The 25,835-nt window shown below is 56.4% G+C and carries 24 protein-coding genes; 10 read left to right on the top strand and 14 right to left on the bottom strand.

Annotated features, from left to right (window positions below; all coding sequences use genetic code 11):
* Nucleotides 1-4: 4 nt before the first annotated feature.
* The gene (locus tag FHS72_RS11175; protein WP_183529077.1) at nucleotides 5-2,302 is read left to right on the top strand and encodes an aldehyde dehydrogenase family protein; all 2,298 of its coding nucleotides are present in this window, start codon (nucleotides 5-7) and stop codon (nucleotides 2,300-2,302) included.
* 106 nt (nucleotides 2,303-2,408) lie between these two features.
* Here the strand turns inward: FHS72_RS11175 and FHS72_RS11170 are convergent, their stop codons facing one another.
* The 10 genes from FHS72_RS11170 to FHS72_RS11125 form a co-directional block, all read right to left on the bottom strand.
* Nucleotides 2,409-3,107, bottom strand: a complete 699-nt coding sequence (locus tag FHS72_RS11170) for a DUF1523 family protein (protein ID WP_183529075.1) — start codon at nucleotides 3,105-3,107, stop codon at nucleotides 2,409-2,411.
* Between the two features lie 8 nt (nucleotides 3,108-3,115).
* A complete protein-coding gene (locus tag FHS72_RS11165; protein WP_183529073.1) occupies nucleotides 3,116-3,382 on the bottom strand; it encodes a hypothetical protein in 267 nt (88 codons plus the stop codon).
* A gap of 3 nt (nucleotides 3,383-3,385) precedes the next feature.
* Nucleotides 3,386-4,777, bottom strand: a complete 1,392-nt coding sequence (locus tag FHS72_RS11160; protein WP_183529071.1) for a DUF6638 family protein — start codon at nucleotides 4,775-4,777, stop codon at nucleotides 3,386-3,388.
* 23 nt (nucleotides 4,778-4,800) lie between these two features.
* Nucleotides 4,801-5,145, bottom strand: a complete 345-nt coding sequence (locus FHS72_RS11155; RefSeq protein ID WP_183529068.1) for a hypothetical protein — start codon at nucleotides 5,143-5,145, stop codon at nucleotides 4,801-4,803.
* Entirely contained in the window at nucleotides 5,145-7,079 is a 1,935-nt protein-coding gene (locus tag FHS72_RS11150; protein ID WP_183529066.1) for an AAA family ATPase, read from the bottom strand. Before FHS72_RS11150 ends, FHS72_RS11155 begins: the two co-directional genes overlap by 1 nt.
* 101 nt (nucleotides 7,080-7,180) lie before the next feature.
* A complete protein-coding gene (locus tag FHS72_RS11145) occupies nucleotides 7,181-8,299 on the bottom strand; it encodes a hypothetical protein (protein WP_183529064.1) in 1,119 nt (372 codons plus the stop codon).
* A complete protein-coding gene (locus tag FHS72_RS11140; RefSeq protein ID WP_221235399.1) occupies nucleotides 8,296-8,646 on the bottom strand; it encodes a hypothetical protein in 351 nt (116 codons plus the stop codon). The genes FHS72_RS11145 and FHS72_RS11140 overlap by 4 nt, the downstream gene beginning before the upstream one ends.
* Entirely contained in the window at nucleotides 8,630-9,706 is a 1,077-nt protein-coding gene (locus tag FHS72_RS11135) for a coiled-coil domain-containing protein (protein ID WP_183529060.1), read from the bottom strand. The genes FHS72_RS11140 and FHS72_RS11135 overlap by 17 nt, the downstream gene beginning before the upstream one ends.
* 128 nt (nucleotides 9,707-9,834) lie before the next feature.
* The gene (locus tag FHS72_RS11130; protein WP_183529058.1) at nucleotides 9,835-10,632 is read right to left on the bottom strand and encodes a L,D-transpeptidase; all 798 of its coding nucleotides are present in this window, start codon (nucleotides 10,630-10,632) and stop codon (nucleotides 9,835-9,837) included.
* 177 nt (nucleotides 10,633-10,809) lie between these two features.
* Nucleotides 10,810-11,043 (bottom strand): hypothetical protein, encoded by a 234-nt coding sequence (locus tag FHS72_RS11125; RefSeq protein WP_183529056.1) that lies wholly within the window; start codon nucleotides 11,041-11,043, stop codon nucleotides 10,810-10,812.
* A 3-nt stretch (nucleotides 11,044-11,046) separates the two neighbouring features.
* On the opposite strand from FHS72_RS11125, the gene FHS72_RS11120 reads away from it, so the two are divergent.
* The 5 genes from FHS72_RS11120 (at nucleotide 11,047) to FHS72_RS11100 (ending at nucleotide 16,308) form a co-directional block, all read left to right on the top strand.
* The gene (locus FHS72_RS11120; RefSeq protein ID WP_183529054.1) at nucleotides 11,047-11,508 is read left to right on the top strand and encodes a hypothetical protein; all 462 of its coding nucleotides are present in this window, start codon (nucleotides 11,047-11,049) and stop codon (nucleotides 11,506-11,508) included.
* An 86-nt stretch (nucleotides 11,509-11,594) separates the two neighbouring features.
* Complete coding sequence (locus tag FHS72_RS11115; RefSeq protein WP_183529052.1) at nucleotides 11,595-13,073, top strand: NAD-dependent succinate-semialdehyde dehydrogenase; 1,479 nt, start codon at nucleotides 11,595-11,597, stop codon at nucleotides 13,071-13,073.
* 132 nt (nucleotides 13,074-13,205) lie between these two features.
* A complete protein-coding gene (locus FHS72_RS11110; RefSeq protein ID WP_183529050.1) occupies nucleotides 13,206-13,691 on the top strand; it encodes a thioredoxin domain-containing protein in 486 nt (161 codons plus the stop codon).
* Between the two features lie 56 nt (nucleotides 13,692-13,747).
* The gene (locus FHS72_RS11105; RefSeq protein ID WP_183529048.1) at nucleotides 13,748-14,284 is read left to right on the top strand and encodes an RNA polymerase sigma factor; all 537 of its coding nucleotides are present in this window, start codon (nucleotides 13,748-13,750) and stop codon (nucleotides 14,282-14,284) included.
* Nucleotides 14,281-16,308 carry a vWA domain-containing protein gene (locus FHS72_RS11100; protein ID WP_183529046.1) on the top strand — a complete coding sequence of 676 codons (2,028 nt, stop codon included), beginning with the start codon at nucleotides 14,281-14,283 and terminating at the stop codon, nucleotides 16,306-16,308. Before FHS72_RS11105 ends, FHS72_RS11100 begins: the two co-directional genes overlap by 4 nt.
* Nucleotides 16,309-16,341: 33 nt before the next feature.
* On the opposite strand, the gene FHS72_RS11095 is transcribed toward FHS72_RS11100, so the two are convergent.
* On the bottom strand, nucleotides 16,342-17,094 hold the full coding sequence (locus FHS72_RS11095; protein ID WP_183529044.1) for a hydroxypyruvate isomerase family protein: 753 nt from the start codon (nucleotides 17,092-17,094) through the stop codon (nucleotides 16,342-16,344).
* 76 nt (nucleotides 17,095-17,170) lie between these two features.
* Nucleotides 17,171-17,755 carry a DUF1285 domain-containing protein gene (locus FHS72_RS11090; RefSeq protein WP_183529135.1) on the bottom strand — a complete coding sequence of 195 codons (585 nt, stop codon included), beginning with the start codon at nucleotides 17,753-17,755 and terminating at the stop codon, nucleotides 17,171-17,173.
* Between the two features lie 82 nt (nucleotides 17,756-17,837).
* On the opposite strand from FHS72_RS11090, the gene FHS72_RS11085 reads away from it, so the two are divergent.
* The 4 genes from FHS72_RS11085 to FHS72_RS11070 all read left to right on the top strand — a co-directional run bounded on the left by FHS72_RS11085 (nucleotide 17,838) and on the right by FHS72_RS11070 (nucleotide 24,675).
* On the top strand, nucleotides 17,838-18,842 hold the full coding sequence (locus FHS72_RS11085) for an AAA family ATPase (protein ID WP_183529042.1): 1,005 nt from the start codon (nucleotides 17,838-17,840) through the stop codon (nucleotides 18,840-18,842).
* Nucleotides 18,839-19,711, top strand: coding sequence for a DUF58 domain-containing protein (locus FHS72_RS11080; RefSeq protein WP_183529040.1), 873 nt, complete (start codon nucleotides 18,839-18,841; stop codon nucleotides 19,709-19,711). Before FHS72_RS11085 ends, FHS72_RS11080 begins: the two co-directional genes overlap by 4 nt.
* An 82-nt stretch (nucleotides 19,712-19,793) precedes the next feature.
* Complete coding sequence (locus FHS72_RS11075) at nucleotides 19,794-22,553, top strand: DUF4159 domain-containing protein (RefSeq protein WP_183529038.1); 2,760 nt, start codon at nucleotides 19,794-19,796, stop codon at nucleotides 22,551-22,553.
* Nucleotides 22,554-22,596: 43 nt separating this feature from the next.
* The gene (locus FHS72_RS11070; protein WP_183529036.1) at nucleotides 22,597-24,675 is read left to right on the top strand and encodes a hypothetical protein; all 2,079 of its coding nucleotides are present in this window, start codon (nucleotides 22,597-22,599) and stop codon (nucleotides 24,673-24,675) included.
* A gap of 73 nt (nucleotides 24,676-24,748) precedes the next feature.
* Here the strand turns inward: FHS72_RS11070 and FHS72_RS11065 are convergent, their stop codons facing one another.
* Entirely contained in the window at nucleotides 24,749-25,108 is a 360-nt protein-coding gene (locus FHS72_RS11065) for a hypothetical protein (protein ID WP_183529035.1), read from the bottom strand.
* Nucleotides 25,105-25,803 (bottom strand): DUF599 domain-containing protein, encoded by a 699-nt coding sequence (locus tag FHS72_RS11060; protein WP_183529033.1) that lies wholly within the window; start codon nucleotides 25,801-25,803, stop codon nucleotides 25,105-25,107. Before FHS72_RS11060 ends, FHS72_RS11065 begins: the two co-directional genes overlap by 4 nt.
* Nucleotides 25,804-25,835: the final 32 nt, after the last annotated feature.

Raw genomic sequence — 25,835 nt, 5'->3', positions numbered from 1 at the left:
GCCCATGACCATTAAAGAGATTTTCGAAACTATGGACTACGGCCCTGCCCCTGAATCCTCTACTGAGGCACTGCAATGGCTGTCCGACAAAGGCGGCATCGCGGGCCACTATATCAATGGCAAATGGGGTGCGCTGCGCGACGATTTTGCGTCCAACAACCCGGCAACAGGCGAACGCCTCGCTGGTGTGACCAAAGGCACGACAGACGAAGTGAACGAGGCCGTAAAAGCAGCGCGCAAGGCACAACCCACATGGGCCAAAGACGGTCACAAACGCGCACGGGTGCTCTATGCAATCGCACGGTTGATGCAAAAACACGCACGCCTTTTGGCGGTGGTAGAGGTCTTGGACAACGGCAAACCGATCCGCGAAGCACGCGACATCGACGTGCCGTTGGCGATCCGCCACTTCTATCATCACGCAGGTTTTGCCCAGTTGATGGACGACGAATTGCCAAATCGCGAGGCATTGGGCGTTTGCGGCCAGATCATTCCTTGGAATTTCCCGCTGTTGATGCTCGCATGGAAGATCGCGCCAGCCTTGGCGATGGGAAACACTGTCGTTCTGAAACCTGCGGAATACACGTCCCTGTCGGCGATGGTTTTTGCGGATATCTGCACACAAGCTGGCGTGCCGCCGGGCGTGGTCAACATCGTCACGGGCGACGGCGATACCGGTGCCGCCTTGGTTAACGCGGAGGTCGATAAAATCGCCTTTACGGGGTCCACTGCTGTAGGTCGGATCATCCGCGAACAGACTGCAGGTACTGGAAAGGCGCTATCTCTAGAACTGGGCGGCAAGTCCCCTTACATCGTATTCGACGACGCCGACATCGATTCAGCCGTCGAAGGTTTAGTCGATGCAATCTGGTTCAACCAAGGCCAGGTTTGCTGCGCAGGCTCGCGACTATTGGTACAAGAAACCATCGCAGACACCTTCTACGCAAAGCTAAAAACCCGCATGGCGGGTCTTCGCATCGGCAACCCATTGGATAAATGCATCGACATCGGCGCAATCGTGGACCCCGCGCAACTGGCGCAAATCACCAAGATGGTCAGCGAAAACACCGACGGCGAAACATACCAAACGGCGGCCCCCGATGGGTGCTTCTACCCACCGACCTTAATCACCGGATTGTCCCCCGCATCATCGTTAATGCAAGAGGAAATCTTTGGCCCCGTTTTGGCCGCGACGACATTCCGTACACCTTCCGAAGCAGTAGAAATCGCGAACAACACGCGCTACGGATTGGCCGCTTCGGTTTGGTCAGAGAACATCAATCTCGCCCTCGATATCGCGCCGAAACTGGCCGCAGGAATCGTCTGGATCAACGGTACAAACATGATGGACGCAGCCGCAGGCTTTGGCGGTGTGCGCGAAAGCGGCTTTGGACGCGAAGGCGGCTGGGAAGGCCTCAGCGGCTACACCAAACCGAAAACCAGCACGAAACCCGTCAAACCAATCGCAGCTTTCACAGGCACGGATGCACCGTCCGATCCGCTCGACCGCACCGCGAAACTCTACATCGGCGGCAAACAATCCCGTCCCGATGGCGGCTACTCGCAAGCTGTGTTTGGCCCCAAAGGCGCACGCCTCGGTGATGTATCCACTGCCAACCGCAAAGATCTGCGCAATGCCGTCGAAGCGATGAACGCAGCCAAAGGCTGGTCCAAAACAACCGGCCACCTGCGTGCGCAAATCCTTTATTACATTGCTGAAAACCTGTCGGCACGGGCCGACGAATTTGCGAACCGCATCAAAGCAATGACCGGAAAATCAGGCACATCCGAAGTCGACGCCTCGGTCCAAGCCCTATTCTCAGCTGCAGCATGGGCCGACAAATACGACGGTCAGGTGCACGGCGTCCCTGTCCGCGGCGTCGCACTCGCGATGAAAGAACCAGTCGGCAAAATCGGCGTGCTTTGCAACGACACACCGCTGCTCGGCTTGGTCCAAGCGATGGCGCCCGCAATCGCAATGGGGAACCGCGTGACACTGCTGGCCAGCCAACCCTTCCCCCTCGCGGCGACAGACTTTTACCAAGTTTTGGAAACCTCTGACGTGCCAGCGGGCGTGGTGAATATCCTCACCGGCGACCATTCCGAGATCGCGCCGCATATGGCCAAGCACATGGACATCGACGCCGTTTGGTCATTCTCGCCACTTGATTTTGCAAAACAAATCGAAGCGGGCAGCGCCACAAACATCAAACGGACGTGGATCACGCAGAACCCCACCACCAAAGAGGCCCTGCTGCACGCCACAGAAGTCAAAAACATCTGGGTGCCTTACGGCGAGTAACCAATCGTTTCTTTGACTTTTTCTAAATCCTGGGGGACGACGCGGAACGCGGCGGGGGGCAAAGCCCCCCAACCCATCATGTCGTAGGCGTAAGCCTACATTTGGATCAACGCTGGTTGTCTTTGGACCGCCACGTGTTCATCCAGCGCCGCATGCGACCTTGGCGTTCTGCGACACCAGCTTGCACTTCATCCAACCGATGCCCCGCACTATCAAGCATTGGATCGACCGACCGTTCCCGTAACTGCATCCACATCGCGCGAACGAAAAAGAACCCGATAATCAGCGCAATAAAGAAGAAGATATTGAACCACGGCGTGACCTGATGATCAGGGCCAGTTGCGGGTTTCACATCAACCGCATTCGGGAAGATCGACAGGAACGGAATCCGCCAGCCATAGTTCGTCACGACAGACCAGTTACCACCCTCTGATGTTGCTTCGCGCCGCGCAAGGCTCGCCGCTTCGGCTTGCAGGTTCGAGCTGTCAAATTTGAAATATGGCGGCCAGATCCAGCCCGTATCCTCGTTGCGGTAGACCATTACGCCCGTGGCATCCCGTGCAATCAAACCAAACAGAAACGTCTTTTTCCGGTCCGCATAGATATAGAAAATATCGCGGTTTTCCATCACAGCGCTGCCGCTATCCTGTTGCGCATAAAACCATTTGTTAAACCCACCAAAGTCGGTCCGCTTGGTCTCGACCTGCGTGATTTGAACGACATCGTGTTGCGGTAAGACGTAATGGAAAAATGACCCAAGGATCAGAAACAAAACGACACGAAAGATGATACGGAGACGGCGCATATTGGACCTCAATTCGCGTTAATTACATAAATGATCGCTGCCACAATGGCGGGTGGGATCACAAAGACAAGGGCGATTAGCTTAGGACGAAAGCTGTTATTATACGACTTCACACCGTTTTCAACGAACTCGCGGCGCGTCATATTCGCAATCGGATTTTCGTCGTATTGTTCTTCGAGCTTTTCGCGACGGACAGACCGTGAATACACTGAAATCGAAAGATAAATCACCCCAAGGCCGATAAATCCAAACACAACAAGCCTGACAAATCCCATCGCTTATTTTCCTCCGATGCGGCCCCAAGGGCCAACACGTTCTATCACGTCATGGCGGATTTCATAGCCACCATTGTTTGTCCACGGACCCGTGGGCCGCACAGGGGCAGCAACCGGTTCTTCCATTGTGGCCTCGTGGCCAAAGAGCGCCTCGCGCGTGCCTGCCTTATCCACCTGATATTCGCGCACCAGAAAATCGACGACATAGGACCGTTTTTCGTCCGACCAACCGGCGTATGTTTTGTAAAATGTCTCTTTATGGCAGATGAACAATTGACGAATATCTAGCGGTGACAACTCGGCTAGCAGCATATTCACAAGATCCGCATCGGCGTGATCTTTCGCCCGCAGCGTGTAGAAATAAGCTGGATGATCTGCTGAAATCTTAGGCCACGGACCGCCCTCTTCTGCCCACCGTGCAAGCGCCGCAAGCCCCTGCCATGCTTCTGGCAGCAACGTCGCATAGCGCCGCCCGAGTGCGCGCAGATCGCGACGCGTGGCCCCTGTCAGATCCTCGCCCATCGTTGACGCGACCTCTGCCACCATAAAATCCATCTTTTGATGCAGAATCGCGGCGGCATCGACGCCGCGGGCTTTGACAATCGGTTCGGCCAAATCGTTCAGCTGCAAGAATTTCGCAATCCCGCGCCGTTCCTCGAAGTCAAATTCGAACGCAATCGGCAGGTCTTTTAACGCCGATTTGTCGCCGTGAATAATCGCTGCCGGATGCTCGACCCCGCGAAAGATATAGATGCCGCCAAAATGCGCGGTCCAGAAATTGTCCTGCCCAAACTCAGCAGAGGCAAGCGTCACCGGATTGCGCGTCACGTCGCCCGTTTTCTTGGCCAAGGTGATCATCCGACCGATTAAAACATCATCGAACCACGCATCCGGTTTTGTTTTGAATTCCGAGATCATATCGCGCAGCTTTTTAGCTGTGGCGACCGTGCCTTTGGTCGTGTCCGCCTCAACTGTTACCTTGCGGATGTCGAACAATTTGCGTGGGGTATCAACGTCATAGACAGAGTTCACCAACTCGCCCGCCACAGCATCACGTGTGGTCAGCGCAAAAAGCTCAGCCTCATTATCTTGGATAAATTGTTTGAGTATTCCGCGCGACGTCGAGAATTTGGCATTCAACAAAGGGGCGGTTTTCTGATCGGTCGTCAGTAAAATAAACTGACGGTTTACACCCGCATGATTAAGGTACTGATCGTCGCCCAATTCAGCCCCCACCTCAGGGGAATATCCTGAAATGTCGATGTGAAATTCGGCTAACGCCGTTTCGCGCCGCGTCAAATGCTGCAGCGCACGATTGTACCGCTCGACCAAGATCGGACTATCAACGCGGATAAGGTTGCCAAACATCAGGCCGTTTTCGATTAGTCTATGCATCGGTCATTCCATCATCTCGCAACTTACCATTCCACCGACGTCCATGTGCGCGGCAGACCCGCTATCGACAGCACCATAATCGGTGCCCATATGATCCCTGCTGACACGGATAATCTGAGTAAAAACATCATATTATCGCCAAAGCTTGCTTGGGTGAATAACGACAAAGTTGCACCTTGGGCCAAGTAGAGGAAAACGAACAGGCCGCTGGTGATGACGACCATGATAAGCACTGACAGGATCGATAGCACCAAGAGCGGTTTTACCCCTTCGGGCATCACGGTGGACAGTAATTTGGGCACAAGCCAGCCGACCAGCGCCAAGAAAAGCGCTGGAAAGACGAGGCTTGTGCTCAATACATCTGCCATTAACCCTGCGCTTTCAGGTAGCGCCGCTTTGCTTCTTCTTGGCGTGCGAAATCGCGCACCATGTTTTCGATTGCCACTTCGTCGGATTTGTCAGCGTAACGGAATTCACTGTCAGCGTAGCGGTTGATTTCTTGCAGCACCATGTCGGTCGTGATCGGTTGGCGCAGGTCAGAAATCATCGCTTTTTTGGTGTCGTAGTCTTTGAACAGGAACATTTCTGGATTTTCCATCCATTCGTCGGGCAGTTCAAAGTCCATTGCGCGGACTTTCACCGCGTCGGTGATGTTCTTGATCGCACGTCCGGTAAAGCGTTCGTCCGCCTCTTGGATACCTTTCAGGTAGGTTCCCATTTTGGCGATTGTGTCCAATTCCCCGACTTGGCCGCTGATCCGGTCAAATACGCGCATCAAGCCTTCTTCATGCGGTTTTGCGTGGCCCTCAAAGGACGCCGCGACCGCTTTTTTGATTTCTTGCGCACTGAATACTTCATGGTTGCCCACTGGAATATCGTGGTTTTTACCCATCAGCAGGTACAGAATGTCGATGTAATCGTCCTGCGTCTGCGGCCCGTCCACGAGGAAACGCGCGCCCGCCCGTTGCCGTAGCGCATCATCGACGTTTTCGGGATAATTCGAGAACATACCAAAGGTGCAATTCCCGCGCACCACCGTATTCGCGCCAGCGAAGCTTTCCATCAGTACAGCTGTAATTTCGAGCTGCCCTGCGCTGGACTGCCGATCACCGCGTTTCCCCGCGAGCTGGTCGATGTCGTCAATGGTGCCGAAACCGATGACGCTAGGGTCTAGAATGTTGTTAATAAACGCTTTTGCGTTTTGTCCCGACTTGCCCTGATAGCTGTCGATATTGTCGGTGCTCAGGTTCTGGTAGCGGAACGGATAGCCCGCGACCTGACAGTATTCATTCACCAAACCCGCCATCATCTGGATCAGCGTCGTCTTACCCGTCCCCGGTTTGCCGTCGCCCATAAAGGTAAAGATAAACCCGCCAAGCTCGGCAAACGGGTTCAGGCGACGATCAAAGTCGTAGGCCATTACCATTTTCGCCAGCTTCATCGCTTGATATTTCGCGATGTGGTTGCCGACAACTTCGTTTGGTTTTTTGAACTGCATCGTCAGGGTTGTGCCCTTGGCCTTGGTCGCGGGGCTAAAACCATTAACAGTGAAATCATCGGCCTCGACACGCCACGACGCATCGGTGAACGGCGCGAGACGACCAGCGGTGCTGGCGCGGCCTGCGACCTTGTCCATCAACGCCTCGGCGAAAGCGAGAATTGTCGCCGTCAGCTTTGGCTCGGACGAGGCGTGGGTCGCGATGTCTTCGTCCAATTCCCAAAGGACGCCGTGCAACGCAAGCTGGCCGTTGTCGGTCAAAATCTCTTCGACTTCGCCCACTTCGACTGTTTCCTCAGACGCATGGGATGACAGCAAAAACGCGGTGGCAGAGCCAAAAACATACAGCGTAACAAGCGCTTCGGCGGTCAGTAGTTCCGAAAATTCGGCGCGTTTCGCATCGGCCAATCCGCCTTCAAGGTTCGCTCGTTTCAGGTCCTTCAAGGCAGTGCGTTCGGCGAATTGATCCGCGACGCCCAGCGCAATTGCAATCGCGCGGCGCAGGCTTTGCAGGACTGTGGCTTGCAACGGCGACGTCAAACCATCGCCGCCTTCGACCGCTTCGATACGCGTGGTCAGCTGGATGCCTTCGGCGCGAACCGTGCGGCGTGTCGCCAAACCGGGGGTCGTAGACCGAAACCTGCGGCGCGTGCCCACACCACTAGAGCGTTCAACAGGTGCCTCAGCAGTTGCTGCAGCGACGCGCGGCGCATGGTCGAACCCGTCAATCAGGTCAAGCGCTGCGGCGTAATGGCTGCGAATATCTTCTTCGCGCAGTTCCATCTGATCACTTGTTTGGCTCATGGTCTCATCACTCACTTCATTCAAATTTTGGGTTTGATGCGAAGACTTTTATTAAAAGTCTGTTTCCTGCGAAATCTATTACCGAGACTTCAGATCACACCTCACCGATAACTAATTACGCGCCCACGGTCGCTGACGACGAATTTACGCACATCCCGAAACCCCGGCGGATTGCGTTCTGCAAGCGCTTGATAGGGCCGTTCGGGCATAATCAGGGACCGTTCCATCCGTGTCGCCCCTGTGTCGCTGCCTTGCGCCGCGAAGGGATCGAGCGCGAAAATCTGACGTTCGACGGTGCCGAACCAACCGGATTTCACACGTTCCACGCGTTCCGCGATCAATTCTTCTTCGGTCCAGACCAGCGCCCAATCGTCACCGATGGGGCTGTTCGCTTGCTCTAGCACCTCGCGCAATGGGCCAGATTGACGGGTAAACGCGTTCGAATACATCGGCCCGATATGGAAACGACGCAAGCGCGTCGGGTGCAGATCGTCGAAATCTTCATCAAAGCCCTTGGCAATCGTCAACAGTTTCAGATGCGCTACGGATTGCGCCATCAAATGCGCCTGTGCTTCGGGCCAACGGCGTTCGTCTTTCGGCAAACCGACGCGCCCAGTGTCCTCCACGTCCATCAGGTAAATTGTCGGCAGGTTCACTTGGCTATCATAAACCGCCCAGTGGATTTGGAACGTCCGCCTGTCGCCTTCATTGCCCAGCCAAACCGCTTGCGGATCGTTGCGGGCGTAGAATTGCCGGCCTTTGATCAGTTCTTCGTAATAAAGCCGTTGGGACAGGGCATATTGCAGCTTTGTCGGGATTTCCTGATCGCCCACAATCGCGCGGACCATCTGATCTTTTAGCTCTTCCGACGACGGCATTGTCGCCAAATGCCGTTCGGCCTGAAGCGCGTCATTCGCCATTTCAAGCAGTTCTTGATAGACCGGAAAGCCGCTTTCCACGCGGTCAAAAGTCAGCTGCCCCGCATGGGAAAACCGACCAGAGAAATGGTATTTATGGGCGAGCGACCGGAATGTAATATTCAGCCCGACCAAGTACGTGGCAACCGCTTTGATGTCATTGCGCGACAGCCGCTGCTCGGCCTCCATCGTCGCGGCAACCTTGTTGAGGTACTGCGTGATCCGTTCAAACTTGTCGAAATAGCGCCGCGTGACGCGGGTATCTTCAAGTTTGAAATGGTCGTCTGCGAGGTCGGTGTTCATTTACGTGTCTCGCTGTGGCTGCCAACAGTTCTTATCCAATTCGCGATCCCACGTTCAAAAGCAGTCATTTTATTGCTCCAAGCAGCAGCGACGTCGCGCCCCATAATAGGCAAAAGAACAGCCATTCCCAACAGCGAAACCAATCCTAAGAACGTTTCCAAAGCAAAAACAGCGCCGAAACCAGCAAGAACCACCCCAACGATCAGAAATGGTACCATTGCAGTCGCCTGAACCAAGCTTTCGGCGAAGGGATCGCCTGTAACGGCAACACCCCACCCCAGAACGACAAGGAAAGCTAAAAGCGGCAGCCCTATTATAAGAATGAGAGGCTTACGCACCATACTCATTGCTATCATGCTTTTCGACGATCTTCGCAAAGCGCCGCACGAACCGCTCGTCCGCTTTCGCCTTTTGCTCTAGCACTTCGCGCGCGAATACCATGTGGTCTTCGTGGGCTTCCAGCATGTCGGCCATCCGGTTGTTTGTCGCGGCACCGATGGCGGCCATTGCGGTTTGGGCTTCTTGGTCTGTTTTCACACCGATTTCGTTGATCTGGTGGGCAACGTCTTGTTGTTGCGCGGTTTTCAACGATTTAGACAGCGCATCATACAACACCACGCGCTGTTTGGTGTCTGTCTCAAGCTTGTTAATCAGCACCATCTGCGTCGCCGCTTGGTTTTGCAGCGAGTCGATCCAGGTTTTGCCTTTTTCGATGTAGCGTTCCAGCGTCTGGGATTTCGCGACTAAGACCTGCTCTTGCTGCACCAGTTCGTTGTACTTCGCGTTCTGGCCCGCAAGTTCGCTTTCCAGCTTGGTGCGTGCGGCGGCGTCCTGCTCTACGGAAATCTTGTTCTCAAGCGCGATAATCGCGGGGTCCATCGCCAGAATATCGGCGCGGGCGGTTTCAAGTTCACCAACGGTGACTTCGCGTTCGTCCAGCGTACCCGTCAGGTTATTTTCAACGCTGACTTTTTGCTCGTTCAATTCAGCCAACTGCGTTTGCAGTAATTTGGTGATGACGTCGGATTTGGAAATCAGGTCTTGCAGCTTGTCATCGACCGACGCGGTACGCATCCGTTCCTGACGCATGCTGTCCGCCTTGGCCTTTGAAAAGAAACCGATGAAAGTTTCCATGCCGGTTTTGTTGCGCATCTCGTCAAAGTCTTTGGAAAACGCAGAGGTTACATCGTCCAGACCCATGATGAGTTCGGCGATATTCGCATTCATCAGTTCCGTGTGTGCGTGGACTTCGTCGAGGGATGCATTTTCGATATCAACCGAGATATCAGTGCCAGTCGCCATCTTCTGACGAGCCGTCTCAATCCGGCTGGTCAAAGCTGCGATCTTGGTTTGCGCCTCAGCAACCTGTTCTTGAGACTGTTGAATCTGCGCGTCGAAATCGGCCATATGGAAAAATCCCTGAGTTAATCGTTGTAAGATCAATCTAGGAAATGCACAGCCGTTTTACAAACGCAGATGACGCGCCAGACGCGGTTTTGGGGGAATTCCTTACCCCAAAACCGCATCAAGTCGGCTTAACTATCGGTAAATAGCTCTACGTCGTCCGCATTTGGCGTCGATGTGCCAAAGAGTTCTTCGCGAGAAACGATTTTAGGCGGCAATTCAACACCACGTTCATAGTTTTCCGGATCAACGCGCATAGATTCTTCGCGGCTACGAATGTGTACCTTGGTCGGGATATCGACCTGTTCAAACAGATGAATGATATCTTGGTTGAACATACGGATACAGCCCGCAGAACCAGAATTCCCGATAGACTCGAGGTCGTTGGTGCCGTGAATCCGGTAATATGTGTCGCGGCTACCGCGATACAGGTACAGCGCACGGCTACCCAATGGGCTGCTCAACCCACCCGGCACACCGGACCTGAAGGGTTCATAAACTTCTGGCTCTGTGCGCAGCATATTCTGCGTTGGCGTCCAACCGGGCCATTCACGCTTGAGCTTGATCGTGGCACCGCCATTGATCGAACGGCCTTGCCGTCCAACGCCAACGGGGTAACGCACGGCAGTGCCGTCGCTTTTGACGTTGTAGAGGAACTTTGCATAGGGATCGACGTCGATCGTTCCGCTACTCTGTTCACCCAGATATTCGCCAGTCATGCGGCGGTTAATACCTTGGGTGTAGGTGTCAGGAATGCCAGGAAGGTGGTATTCACCGTCCTGTATCGGGCCGTATCCATCCAGAAAGTTAATCTGGGGAACGAATTCTTCGGGCGGGCTCGAGTCCGGCACACTACGTGCGCACGCGGCCGTCGAGGCCAAGAGCATCGCACTGAATGTGCGACGGTTGAATAGCATAGAATCAGGCATGGCAGCACCTTTTGTAACAATCGGGGAGTGATAGCACAGCGATCAAGTGCCGTGAAATCACCATACGGTGGGGTCAGTTAAGTGGTGTTGCTATGCAACAGTCACGAAGACACTGACATGCGTGGTCAACCACCCCACACCGTGGGAGGGCCTTTTAACAATCAGCAGTAGGCGGTGTTAGCCAACGATATGATGAACCGGACCGTACAGACATTTGGTTACGGTTTCGTTTCCATCTGCGTTAATATCTAAAATATCGTGTTCGCGGCGACCACCTGCCCCCGTCTGCTTAACTGCGATGGCCCGCATTGGTTCCATACTGATCAACAACGCCCTGCGGGAGCGGTACAGTTTTCCATAAAGCGCAATCAATATCGACGTGACACTGCCGCCGAACATCTGCACATTCACATCATGTCTATATTTCGTCGCTTCACACCGTCTTTCCTGCTCAATAATGGCCTGCCCTTTAATTTGGCCAATCTGCTGCCGTTAGGGCGACGCAAATCCACCCCGACACGTGGCGCACCACTGCCGCACGACAAAACGCGGGTGCATTTCTTTGCCGGAAACTTCGATGATATCGCCAGCGCCCGCCACTACTGCTTTCACAGCGAACTGAACACACCCGAGGACTTGACCCGAGAACTGCCCGACGCTTTCATCGATATCGCTCATGTCGAGGTCGTCTTTGGCGGTCATCGCGAGCGGTTAAGCGAATTTCTGAATGGCGACCTGACGGATACCTACCTGCGCAAAATCGACCACAAGAATACGCTGGTGATGATCGCAGAACCTGCCTTCGGCGGCTTTCCCTATGCCCTGAATGACACGTCGGTATTGCACTATCTCGGCGCTGAAGTCGTTGATGTCTAACTCGCCAGCCAGATCAATTTCGCTTTTATCCTTTACCTAAGCAGTCAGCCCCCCCAGATATACAGCAACACAATGGGGAGACTGTGATGCTTGACCAAAAAACCGACCTTGCCGGACGTTTGTCCCGCCCTGATCTGATCTGCACGAAAGCCTATGTTGGCGGCAAATGGATTGATGCGACGGACGGAAAAACGTTTGATGTGGTGAACCCCGCGCGGGGCGACGTGATCGCGCAAGTCACTGATTTATCACGTGAAGACGTGTCCGATGCGATCACACATGCGCAAGCCGCGCAAAAAGACTGGGCTGCCTTGGCCGCTAAAGAGCGGTCCAAAGTGCTGCGCAAATGGTTCGACCTTTTGATGGAGAACCAAGAAGACCTCGCGCAGATTATGACCGCAGAGCAAGGCAAGCCGCTCGTCGAATCTCGGGGTGAAGTCGCCTATGGCGCGTCGTTCCTTGAATGGTTCGGTGAAGAGGCCAAGCGTGCGTATGGCCAAACGATTCCGGGCCATATGGCTGACAAACGCATCCAAGTGATCAAACAACCAATTGGCGTCGCCGCTGGCATTACGCCGTGGAATTTCCCAAATGCGATGATTGCGCGCAAGGTGGCTCCAGCATTGGCTGCGGGCTGTGCTTTTGTCGTGCGTCCCGCGTCGCAAACACCGCTGTCCGCACTCGCTATGGCGAAACTTGGTGAAGAAGCAGGCGTGCCAGCAGGCCTGTTTGCGGTGGTACCGTCCGAAGATGCGTCAGGCGTCGGCAAAGAGTTCTGCGAAAACCCCATCGTGCGTAAACTGACCTTTACAGGGTCCACGCAAGTCGGGCGCATTTTGCTGAAACAAGCCGCCGATCAGGTGATGAAGTGTTCGATGGAATTGGGTGGCAACGCGCCGTTCATCGTATTTGATGATGCTGATCTCGATGCTGCCGTTGAAGGCGCGATTGCCTGTAAATTCCGCAACAACGGCCAGACGTGCGTCTGTGCGAACCGAATTTACGTCCAAGCAGGCGTTTATGATGCCTTTGCAGAAAAGTTGAAAACCGCTGTCGACGCCTTGAAAGTCGGCGACGGGCTGGAAGACGGCACCACGCTTGGCCCGCTGATCGAACCGAAAGCCGTCGAAAAAGTGCAAGAGCACCTTAAAGACGCGCTATCCAAGGGCGCGACACTGCTGACAGGCGGCAAACCCCACGCATTGGGCGGCATGTTCTTTGAGCCAACAATCGTGACGGGCGCCAATAAAACGATGCAAGTCGCGACAGACGAGACATTCGGTCCCTTCGCACCCCTGTTTAAATTCGACGACGAAGACGATGTGATTGCACAAGCCAACGACACAATCTTTGGCCTCGCGTCTTACTTCTACGCCAAAGACCTCAGCCGCGTGACCAAAGTCGCCGAGGCGCTGGAATACGGCATCGTAGGCGTGAACACGGGGATCATTTCCACCGAAGTTGCGCCTTTCGGCGGCGTCAAGCAATCGGGCCTTGGACGCGAAGGGTCGAGCCACGGGATGGATGACTATATGGAAATGAAATACATCTGCACGTCGGTTTAAAACGACTGATCTTCGCCGCGACGATTACTTTGAATATGGTCGCGGCGAAGATCAAAACAGATCAACCAATCGTGACCCCCGCCCCTGCTAAAACCGTCTAGGGTGTGCAAAAATAAAGTCACGATCGGTCCTATGAAAAAATCTCGTAAATCCACGAAATCCACGAAAAAATCCCAAATATCAGCACCAGAGGTCACGACACGGCGGTCATTTCTCGCGAAAGCGCCGTACATCTTGGGCGGCATCGTCGCGATTGGTGGCATTGGCCTGCTTGGGGTGAACAAAGTACGCGCGGACCTTGCAGAACAAGATCTCAGCATTGTTGGCTCTGGCATGCCCGTCATTGTCCAAGTCCACGACCCAAGCTGTCCGATCTGCGTTGCCCTGCAAAAAGAAACACGGGCCGCGATGGAAACGGTCGAAAATAGCGACCTCGAGTATCGCGTCGCAAGCATCGCGTCGGACGTTGGCAGCGCATTTGCCGACCGTCACAACTCGGCGCATGCGACGCTGTTGTTTTTCGATGCTGATGGCGCGATCACGCAGCGGGTACATGCCCCGTCGGATCGCGACACACTGACCACAGCATTTCACGCGCATATAAGCGCCAATAAATAAAGTCAGATAACCGCCAAGGATTGACCATTCGCATCCGTCCTATAGGCGTGATGCGTATGACAACCAGCGACGAAGACTTGGCCTATGCGGCCGCCAGTGGGGACGGACAAGCCTTTGCCAGCTTGCTCGACCGTCATTACGACCGCTTGTTCGCCTATTGCTTTCGGATGACAGGACAGCGGTCCGAGGCCGAAGATTTGACGCAAGACATTTGCGCGGCGTTACCTGCGAAACTGGCCAGTTATCAGCGGCGCGCAAAGGTCACGACTTGGCTTTACCGCGTCGCGATGAACGCCGCCCACGACAGACGCCGCAAGCAGGCGACCTATGCCAAAGCCAGTGATGGCTGGGGCGACTGGGAAAACGCGCGAACTGCCGTGATCCATGAAACCGCAGAACAAATCGACTGGTTGACCCAAGCAATGGCGCAGCTTGCACCAGACCTGCGCGACACGCTTGCGCTGGTCCTCGACGACATGACGCACGCAGCCGCAGCCGAGGTGATGGGCGTGTCAGAGGGCACAATCAGCTGGCGTATTTCAGAGGCCAAGAAGGCCCTGAAAGCCATAAAAGAAAAGGAGGACGCGCAATGAATGACGATCTAGACGACCTCAAAGCCATGATGACGACGCCCAAGCCGGACGCGCAAAAACGTGCCGCTGATCTGGCTCTTGCGCAAAAAAACTTCGATAATATCCAAGGATCGACGGATCAGCCGCGTCCTACCCCTGCAACCGGCCTGAACGGCCTCTGGACAGGAGTAACGACAATGCTTTCGACGTTTACATCAAAAGGCGGGCTGACCGCGACAACGGCGCTTGTGGCTTGCGGCTTTCTTTTTCTCACGCCTACAGGGCAAGACATGTGGCTAGAAACCAAGGTCACGCCCACAGCCCCTGATGCCGATATAGTCGCTGTTCCAGAGGTCGATATGCCAGCGGACATTGTTGATCCGATTGACCCGATGCCCGAGGCGGCTATGTCAAACGAGGTTCAAAAGCTGGCCGAAGTCACGGCGGACGACGACGCAAACACCCGCCGCGTTTTGGTCCCAATCGCGCCTGAAACTGCCGACGTGGAAATGATGATGGACATGCCGCAAGAGGCACCCGCCCCACCGGTCGTCCTCCGACGTGCGCCAATTCCAAATGCGGCCAACACGGCGAATGGCGTAGCCTTGGGTGCGATTGCACAGAACATGGAAATTGCACCGGCAGAGGTGAACACCGAAAGCTTCGCCAACGCGGACAGCAACCCGCTGAAAGTCACGGCGGAAGAACCAGTTTCGACGTTTTCCATCGACGTGGACACCGCGTCTTATTCCATCGTGCGCAATTCCATCATGCGCGGTCAATTACCGCCCGCCGAGACTGTGCGCATCGAGGAAATGATTAACTATTTTCCTTATGATTACGCAGCACCCGAAGCAGGTGGCGATCCGTTCCAGCCCACAGTCAGCGTGATGCCGACCCCGTGGAACCCCGACACGCAACTGGTTCACATCGCGCTGCAAGGCGAATTGCCCATTGTGGACGAACGCCCAGCCCTGAACCTTGTGTTCCTGATCGACACATCCGGCTCGATGTCTGATGTGTCCAAATTGCCGCTGCTGAAGCAATCGTTCCTGTTAATGCTCGACCAGTTGCGTCCCGAAGATGAAGTCGCAATCGTCGAATATGCGGGATCGGCGGGACAAGTTTTGGCCCCCACACCCGCGTCCGAACGCACCAAAATCCGCAACGCGCTGAACGGACTTGGCGCGGGCGGCAGCACCAATGGGCAAGGCGGTTTGGAACAAGCCTATGCGGTCGCCGAAAGCATGAGCAGCGACGGCGAAGTCAGCCGCGTTTTGCTTGCCACTGATGGTGATTTTAATGTGGGCTTAAGTGATCCGAACGGCTTGGAAAAATTCATTGCCGACAAGCGTGACACAGGCACGTTCCTGTCCGTCTTGGGCTTTGGCCGTGGCAATCTAAACGACCAGACCATGCAAACGCTGGCCCAAAACGGCAACGGCACTGCGGCCTATATCGACACACTCTCCGAGGCGCAGAAAGTGCTTGTAGATCAATTGACTGGCGCATTGTTCCCGATTGCCAGCGACGTGAAAGTTCAGGTCGAATTTGATCCCACTCAAATCGCGGAATACCGCCTGATTGGCTATGAAACACGGGCGCTAAACCGCGAGGACTTTAACAACGACGCGGTTGACGCGGGCGATCTGGGGGCCGGACACACGGTGACAGCATTGTATGAAGTCACCCCCGTTGGCAGCCCTGCCCGCATGACCGATCCGTTGCGCTATGGTGCGGCACAGGCAGCAGTTGAACGCGACGAGCTAGGCTTTCTCAAACTCCGCTACAAAGAGCCCGGCACTGACGTCAGCCAGCTGATCGAGACGCCGATCCTGCGCGATAGTACCGCCAGCACAGAAGCCCAATTTGCCGCATCTATCGCTGGTTTTGGGCAAATCCTGCGCGGTGACAGCTACCTTGGATCATGGTCAATGGGCGACGCGATTGCGCTGGCGACTGAAAGCAAAGGTGCCGATAGTTTTGGCTACCGTGCCGAAGCGATCCAATTGATGCGCCTCGCGGAAAGCCTTGGTCGTAACTAGATCAACCGATTGGCGGCGTCCTTGCGTCGCCAATCATGCCTTCCAATTTAGACTGCTACCGGTCAAACCATCCGGTGTATATTCCCCCGACACCCAACCTTTGTAGCCGTCTTTTTTGATCTGTTTCATGAACGACGTGAAATCGATATCGCCCGCCACATCAGGACTATTCCGGCTTGGCGATTGGGCGAACTGGACGTGTGTCACATAGTTTTTCACATGCGCCCAGATATCCCCGACATTGCCGTGAATTTGAAACGCATGCCAGGTGTCGAACTGGATACCCAGATGCGGCGCACGAACTTCTTTAATGATCTCAAGAGCCTGCACATAATCATTCAGAAAATATCCCGGCACCGCGATGTTCGCCATCGGTTCAATCGTCAGGCTTTGCTCCGGCGCGAAGGCAGTGGCCCAGCGCAGGTTTGCGACAAAAGTCGCCAGCGCGTCCGGTCCAGCAGCCGCCCCCGCCATGATGTGAATGTGTTTTGCGCCCAGCGCTTTTGCATAACGCAACGTCCGGCGGAAATCCTGCTGAAACCGCGCCTCGCGCCCCGGCACCGCAGCAAAGCCGCGTTCACCGCCCGTGTAATTGGGCGGCGGGCAGGTGATCATCGCGAGCGACTGCTCGTTGCGGCCCAACATATCCAGCATGTCCGGCACCGGATGATCGTAGGGAAACAACACTTCAACCGCGCCGAACCCCGCAGACCGCGCTGCGCCGAACCTTTCTAGGAACGGCAGTTCAGGGAACAAGGTCGATAGGTTCGCGCAATATTTTATCATTGGGGTCCATAGATCAGATGCAACTATAAGACGTATTTATGGGTGATATTCGCGTAATTTCAACAACTTTGCGCGATTAAACGAGGTCAGCCGCCGGAATTATCGGAAAAAACACACCGCCAGAACGGACACCAAACCAAGCCACCCCATCGACCATGTCTTCTTCGCCCAGATCAACCAATCGGTAAAACGACTTGCGGTCAATCAGGGCTTCTAGGTTCGCACGGATCAACACATATGGCGACGGCTCGCCCGTCTCTGCATCACGCTCAACGCGAATAGGGTGATCTGGTCCGGCTGTCACTTCGTCATCGACGTTCGTAACAAATCGCAAATCATCGCCCACGCGATCAAAATCAATCGCCACAAAAGGCGCGTCATCAACCGTGATCCCCACCTTTTCGACAGGCGTGACGAGAAAATAATCATCCCCATCGCGGCGCATGATCGTCGCAAACAGCTTAACCAACTCTTTACGGCCAATCGGCGTGCCCAGATAAAACCACGTCCCATCCCGCGCGATCCGCATATCGATGTCACCGCAGAACGGCGGATTCCACAAATGCACGGGCGCTGGCCCTTTTTTTGTGCCTTTTGACGCCGTTCTTGCCGCTGATGCGAGACTTTCCGCCGAAGCGGTCACGTTTTTTTGTGCAGGCATTGGGTCTGGTGTGCTTTTTGCCATTGGGGTTCTTTGGGTTATCTGATGTTATGATCTTATATAGATTGCCTAAGGAAAAGTCATGACCAATGCCACCGACCTCGTTGCAGATATCGAAGCCCTTGGCGGCAAGCTCGCCCTTGCGCGGGCCTCGATTGCCAAACGCTTTATCGGGCAAGAGCGTGTCGTGGACCTAACTTTGACTGCTCTGATCTGCGGTGGTCATGCGGTTTTGATCGGCCTGCCCGGATTGGGGAAAACCCGCCTTGTTGATACATTGTCCACCGTGATGGGCCTGCATGGCAACCGCATTCAGTTCACCCCTGACCTGATGCCCGCCGATATCCTTGGCTCAGAAATTCTCGATCAAGCCGCTGATGGATCGCGTGCGTTCCGGTTCATCGAAGGGCCTGTGTTCTGCCAGCTTTTGATGGCCGACGAAATCAACCGCGCCTCGCCGCGCACCCAATCCGCGCTGTTGCAAGCGATGCAGGAAAAAGAAGTCACAATCGCAGGCGAACACCGCCCGCTTGGCACGCCGTTCCATGTGCTTGCGACGCAAAACCCGATTGAACAAGAAGGCACCTATCCGCTGCCCGAAGCCCAGCTCGACCGCTTTCTCGTACAGATCGACGTCCCCTACCCTGATCGCGATGCCGAACGTGACATTTTGCTGGCCACAACTGGGGTTGCCGAAGAAGACGCAACCGCGATTTTCTCGGCTGCCGAACTGCTAGACGCACAGACCTTGCTGCGCCGGATGCCGGTTGGTGAGAACATCGTCGAGATGATCCTTGATCTGGTTCGCGCTTGCCGCCCTGATGCGGATGCCCCTGATATCGTGCGTCAAAACGTCGGCTGGGGGCCGGGCCCGCGTGCGGCCCAAGCCTTGATGTTGACCGTGCGTGCGCAAGCCTTGCTCGAAGGGCGTCTCGCCCCGTCCGCCGAAGACGTGATGCGCATGGCGATCCCCGTGTTGGAACACCGCATGGCGCTGACTTTCGCGGCCCGTGCGCGTGGTGAAACGATCCAGAACGTGATCAACACAACAGCCAGCCAGATCACAAAGGTAGAGGCGGCGGCGTGACAACACCGCTTTCCCTGCGCTCTGACGCCGAACACCTCGCATCCGCGCTGCCCCCGCTTCTGGCGGAAGCAGAGCATTTGGCCGCGACCGTTCTTTTGGGCGATCACGGACGGCGTAGGGCGGGCACTGGCGACACGTTCTGGCAGTACCGACCCGCTCAGGTAACGGATGAGGCGCGTAGCATCGATTGGCGCAGATCAGCCCGATCCGACACCAATTTCGTGCAAGACAAAGAATGGCAAATCGCGCAATCCATCCTGCTTTGGGTCGATCAAGCAGCAGCCATGTCGTTCACATCCAACCAAAACCTATCCAGCAAAGGCCACCGCGCCCGCACTGTCGCACTTGCCACAGCAATCCTGCTGATCCGTGGCGGTGAACGTGTTGGCCTTACCGGTCTACGCCTGCCACCCAAACGCGGCGAACAGCAGCTTGTGCAAATGGCCGCCGTCCTTGCCGAAAACACCGATCAAGACTACGGCACACCAGAGTCCCAAGGCATGCTGCCCCATTCCCGCGCCCTTTTCATCAGTGATTTTCTAGGCGACCTGCAACCAACCCACGATGCCTTGCACAAAGCAGCAGATCGCGGCGTGCGCGGCGCATTACTGCAAATTCTTGACCCGCAAGAAGAAGCATTCCCCTTCGACGGCCGCACCATTTTCCAATCCATGACCGGTGCGATGCAGCACGAAACCCTCAAGGCAGGCGACCTCAAAGCCCGCTACCTCGACCGCCTTGCCCAGCGCAAAGACGAGCTGCAAACCCTCGCCCGCGTCACCGGATGGCAGTTCCAAACGCACCACACGAACGCGGCCGCAAACACCGCATTGATGTGGATCTACGGCGCATTGGAACGCCACGCATGACCTGCGCGCCCCTTCATTTCGCCAGAACAACTCTGGGGTCTGGGGTGAAACCCCAGCGGCCAACCACAAGGAATCCCCTCTAATGTGGTCCATCGGCCCTCTTGCCTTCACCTCTCCGTGGCTTCTGCTCGGCCTCGCCGCCCTGCCTCTCTTGTGGCTCTTGCTGCGTGCCGTCCCACCTGCGCCGATCAAACGCCGCTTCCCCGGTGTTGCGCTTTTGCTCGGCCTGCAAGACAGCGAAAGCCAATCTGACCGCACGCCGTGGTGGCTTTTGCTTTTGCGCCTGATCGCAGTCGCCGCCATTATCGCGGGCTTTGCAGGACCGGTATTAAACCCGCAAACCCAAGCGACTGGTTCGGGCCCGTTGCTCATCATCGCTGACGGCACATGGGCCGACGCCCGCGACTGGCCCGCCCGCCAAGACCGCATGGACGACCTTTTAGCCGAAGCAGCGCGTCAGGGACGCACCGCCGCCGTGACCACACTAACGGATCTGCCAAGCGATGGTTTGATCTTCCAAGCAGCAGACGTCGTGGCCCAGACATTGCCCAACATCACACCACACGCTTGGGAACCCTTAGCCAAAGAGCTAAGCGATTTCGCGGCGACCTTTGACACCGGATTTGACACCTATTGGCTTTCCGACGGCTTGGCCCGCGACAGCCGCGCTGATTTGTTGGCCGCACTTGAAGCCCAAGGCACAGTCACCGTATTCCAATCGCCTCGCCAAACCTACGGCCTCCGCCCGCCGCGTTTTGAAGACGGTGAAATCATCGTATCAGCCACACGCACGCCAACAGGCCAAGCAGCCAGCCCCGCATTGACCGCAATCGGACTTGATCCGGCAGGTGTGGAACGGCAGTTGGCGACAGTTTCGCTCAATTTCAAAGCAGGCGACGCCGTGGCCGAGACGGCGTTGGTTTTGCCGCCCGAACTGCGCAACCGGATCACACGGTTCGAGATCACGGGCGCACTTTCCGCCGCTGCCGTCAGCCTGACCGACGATACATTGAAACGCCGCGAAGTGGCGCTAATCGCTGGCCGCGACGACCGCGAGGGATTGGAATTGCTGTCCCCGCTGTTCTACCTGCGCGAAGCCTTAGCGCCCACAGCCGACCTGATCGACGGTTCGCTGGATGACATTCTTCTGGCGAACCCGGACGTGATCGTGCTGGCCGACGTGGCAACCTTGGCCGGATCAGAGGCGGACGACGTGCTGGATTGGGTCGCAAACGGCGGCTTGTTGCTGCGTTTCGCAGGGCCACGCCTAGCCGCATCAGAAACAGGCCGCTTGGAACAGGACCCGCTGTTGCCTGTCCGCCTACGTTCTGGCGGTCGCAGCGTGGGTGGTGCGATGTCGTGGGGCGAGCCCAAATCGCTAGCCCCATTCACCGAAGACTCGCCGTTCTTTGGCCTGCCCATCCCCGACGATGTCACCGTCACCGCACAAGTCATGGCCCAACCGGACCCCACGCTTGCTGATCGCGTGATTGCCCAGCTTGCAGACGGCACGCCGCTTGTCACCCGCGCAACCTCCGGCGAAGGTCAGATCGTGCTGGTTCACGTGACTGCCAACGCGGAATGGTCCACGCTGCCCCTGTCCGGCCTGTTTGTGCAAATGCTGGAACGCTTGGCCGTCTCCACCAGCACCCAAGCCCCGACCATCGACGATCTCGCAGGTAGCACATGGCTGCCGAACAAGGTGATGGACGCGACGGGTCGCCTCGAAGACGGCAGCACCCTGCCCGGTGTTGCTGGCGAAATGCTCGTCGATGCCGTCCTCGGTCCCGACATGCAGCCCGGTCTTTATACTGGCGACGACCGTCAAATCGCGGTGAACGTGATGGGTGCCGATAGCACGCTTGGCCCTGCGACATGGCCTGCACGTATCGCAATCGAAGGCATGACCGTCGCCCGCGAAACCGCACTGAAAGGCTGGTTGCTCACACTCGCGATTGGCATGCTGTTCATCGACGTCATAGCGTCGCTTGCCATTGGCGGGCGCCTGCGTGGCCCCCGCGCGGATGTCGCCGCCACCCTCTGCATCGCCCTGCTGCTGATTGGGCAACCTGCCGACGCGCAAGATGATGACTTTGCTCTACGCGCCACATCCGAAGTCGTACTCGGCCACGTTTTGACTGGTGACGACGATTTGGATGCAGTCGCACAGGCTGGTCTTTTGGGCCTCTCGCAAACGCTCTACCGCCGCACGTCAATCGAACCCGCAGCCCCGATGGGCGTGAATATCGAAACGGACGAACTCGCGTTTTTCCCGTTCCTGTACTGGCCCATCACCGCGGATCAGGCCCTGCCATCCCGTGACGCCTATGCCAAACTGAACCGCTACCTGCGCGGTGGTGGCATGATCATGTTCGATACACGCGACGCAGACACCTCCGCGTTTGGCACTGGTTCACCCGAGGGCCGCAAATTGCAGGCAATCGCCCGTTCTCTGGATATCCCGTCTATTGAACCCATCCCCGACGATCACGTCTTGACCCGCACATTCTACCTGCTGCAAGATTTCCCCGGTCGCTATGCATCCCGCGACATCTGGGTCGAAGCAGCACCGCTTGTCTCAGAGCAAGCCGAAGGCGTGCCGTTCCGTAATCTCAACGACGGTGTGACGCCTATCGTGATTGGCGGCAACGACTGGGCGCGGGCATGGGCGGTTGATGACAATGGCAATCGGATGTTCCCTGTCGGGCGCGGCCAAGCAGGCGAACGGCAACGCGAAATTGCCTACCGCTTTGGCGTCAATCTGATCATGCATGTTCTGACAGGAAACTATAAATCGGACCAAGTTCACGTCCCTGCCCTGCTAGATCGCTTGGGGCAATAAAGATGGATCGCACGAAACCTAAACTAAATCGAGGCCAGCCCCAATGACTGCAACTGTCGTGCTTGATCCACTCGTGCCGATGCTGGTCCTGTGGGCCGCCGCCGCACTTGGCGTGCTTGCCGTAGCGCTCGCGATTTGGCGGCGTTTGTCGGGATGGTGGTTGCGCGGGTTGGCCGGTCTGGCTTTGCTCGCGGCGCTCGCGAACCCGTCACTGCAAAGCGAAGACCGCACGCCACTGTCCGACATCGTCGTTCTTGTCGTTGATGAGAGTGCCAGCCAACGCATCGCGGACCGCCCCGAACAAGCCGCCACCGCAATCGCCAACGTCACCCAAGAAGTCGCGCGCCTCGACAATACCGAATTGCGGATCGTATCCGTCGGTGACAGCGAAATCGAAGGCGATAGCGGCACGTTGTTGATGACTGGCCTGTCCGAGGCATTGGCCGAGGAACCGCAAGGACGCATCGCTGGCGTGATCCTTTTGACCGATGGCCGCCTGCATGACGTGGCCCGCGCACCTGCGCTGCCTGCGCCGCTACACACATTGTTAACCGGACAACCCGACGACTGGGACCGCCGTCTTGTGGTGTCCAACGCCCCCGCCTTTGCAATTCTGGGCGAACCTGTGACCCTGACATTGCGCGTCGAAGATCAAGGCATGGCCCCCGCCGACACCGCGTTTGTCCCGCTGACCATCGCCATTGATGGTGCCGAACCGCTGCCGTTTGAGATCCCCATCGGACAGGACGTCGAACTACCGATCAACCTGCCACACGGCGGCATGAACGTGCTGCAATTCGAAATCCCCACGGCGGAAGGCGAACTCACGCCGCGCAATAACAGCGCCGTTGTGCAGATCAACGGCGTCCGCGACCGCCTACGCGTCTTGCTCGTATCAGGCGAACCACACCCCGGCGAACGGACGTGGCGCAACCTGCTGAAATCAGACGCTTCGGTTGATCTGGTCCACTTCACCATTCTGCGTCCCCCCGCAAAACAAGACGGCGTGCCTGTCAACGAATTGTCCTTGATCGCCTTCCCCACACGCGAGTTGTTCCTTGAAAAGATTGACGAATTCGATCTGATCATCTTTGACCGCTACTCGCGACGCGGCATCTTGCCGAACGAATATCTAGATAATGTGCGGCAATATGTGGAAAATGGCGGCGCTGTGCTGGTGTCATCCGGCCCTGAATATGGCTCTGCGGAAAGCATCTATCGCTCGCCGCTTGGGGCCGTTTTGCCCGGCGCACCGACTGCCCGCGTTTTTGAGGAAGGCTACACGCCACAAATCACCGACATCGGCGATCGGCACCCCGTAACCGAAGGGCTCGCCGCGTTGTCCCCGCCTGCTGACGAGGGCGATGGGCCGGGTTGGGGCCGTTGGTTCCGCCAAGTCGACGTAATCACAGCCCCCAATGCGACCACAGTGATGAGCGGCCTCGACGACCGCCCGTTGTTGATGCTGGAACGTGTCGGCTTAGGCCGCGTGTCGCTGATCGCATCGGACCAATCGTGGCTCTGGGATCGCGGATACGAAGGTGGCGGACCGCAGCTCGAACTGCTACGCCGCCTCGCGCATTGGATGATGCAAGAACCCGAACTCGAAGAAGAAGCACTGTGGGCCGATCCAACAGGTCAAACCATGCGGATCATTCGCCGGACTTTGGAATTGGAAACAGGCGACGTAACAGTCACCCACCCCGACGGCACCGAAAACGTGTTAACCTTAACCGAAGTCTCCCCCGGTCGGTTTGAAACCCTGTGGGACGCACCAGAAGTCGGATTGTACCGCCTTTCAGACGGCGTATTGCATGCGGTCATCGCACTCGGCCCCGCAGCGCCGCGCGAATTTGAACAAACCATCGCAACAGGCGACCTGCTAGACCCAATCGTTGACAGTACACGCGGCGGCATCATCCCCGTATCCGACGGCGCAATCGACCTGCGCAACGTCCGCGCTGGCCGCCCTGCAGCAGGTCGCGGCTGGCTCGGCATCACCCCACGTGACGCCTACCAAACGGCAGACATCAGCATCGCGCCACTGCTCCCCGCATGGGCGTTTTTGCTGCTGGCATCACTTCTGATCATCGGTGCGTGGGTGCGCGAAGGACGGCGTTAACCCGCCGCCCCGCTTCTTTGGCTCTCTTCAAATCCCCGCCGGAGGCTTCCGCACGACCAACAAAGTGCTACGCCTAGTCTAAGGTCACAGCCGTCCGCGTTGTAAACCAACCATCCACGTTATCACGCGTGCGAATGTAGACTTCCGTTGTGCCGTCGGGGATCACGATGCCGCCTTGCGAACGCGTAAAAGGCTGTTCATTTTCATGCGGATGCGCGAGCGGGCGCAGGCCTAGCTGATTGCCCTCTGCATCAATGACTTCCCACCCGTCCGCGTAATGATCCCAGCCAGAATCAGGATGCAAAATCGACACGTCAAAACGCCAAGTGTCGCCAGTTTGCGTAGCTGTGACATCCACGACTTCGGGTTCATCGGCCATCGTAGGCCCTGCAGTGAGCATCAGAGCGATTGCATAAGTATACAGTTTTTTCATGGGTACTTCCCTAGCAGAATATCGCGGGGGATGGACGCAAATTCGCGTGACCAAATCAAGACGATCACCGCAAATGTCGCGACAAAGAAGGTCGTAGAGTTGACCAACCACGCCAGCCCGCCCAACGCGAAATACATCGACCGCAATCCGCGGTTAAAGTTAACGGCCGCGCGAATGTTCAACTCGGCCGCTTGCATCGCGCGGCCCATCGCGTCTGGGTGGTTCGCGTCGTTTGGCACGGCGGCCATCATCACCGAACAATAGCCGAAAATCCGGTTCGACCAGACAAATTTCAAAAATCCATTCACCAACATCAACGCGACAAGGGCCAATTTGACCTGCCAAACGACAATCGGCACGTCATCGGTGGTGATTTCAGCGGCAACGCCCCGCAACGGGTCCGTGTTTGCGATCAATGCGAACACACCACCGATAGCAAAAACGCATGTCGACGCAAAGAACGCCGTGCTTTGACGTAGGCTACCCATGATTTGGCTGTCGAAAATGCGCGGGTCGCGAAAGACAAAAACCCGCAACCATTCGCGACGATTTTCGGACATAATTTTCGTCACAGACGGGCGGTTTTTCGGTGGATGTTCGATCACCCAACCCAAGATAAAATACGACAAACCAAGAAAGATGGCAGCGGCGGCGTCCCAGTACGTGAGCAGGGCGAGATGTTCGATCAGTTTCATAAAGTGACACTACGCCGAACCGGTTTTACTTG

It is taken from the genome of Yoonia ponticola (genome assembly GCF_014199395.1).
Lineage (GTDB): Bacteria > Pseudomonadota > Alphaproteobacteria > Rhodobacterales > Rhodobacteraceae > Yoonia > Yoonia ponticola.
This window is presented reverse-complemented; position numbering and strand designations above follow the sequence as displayed.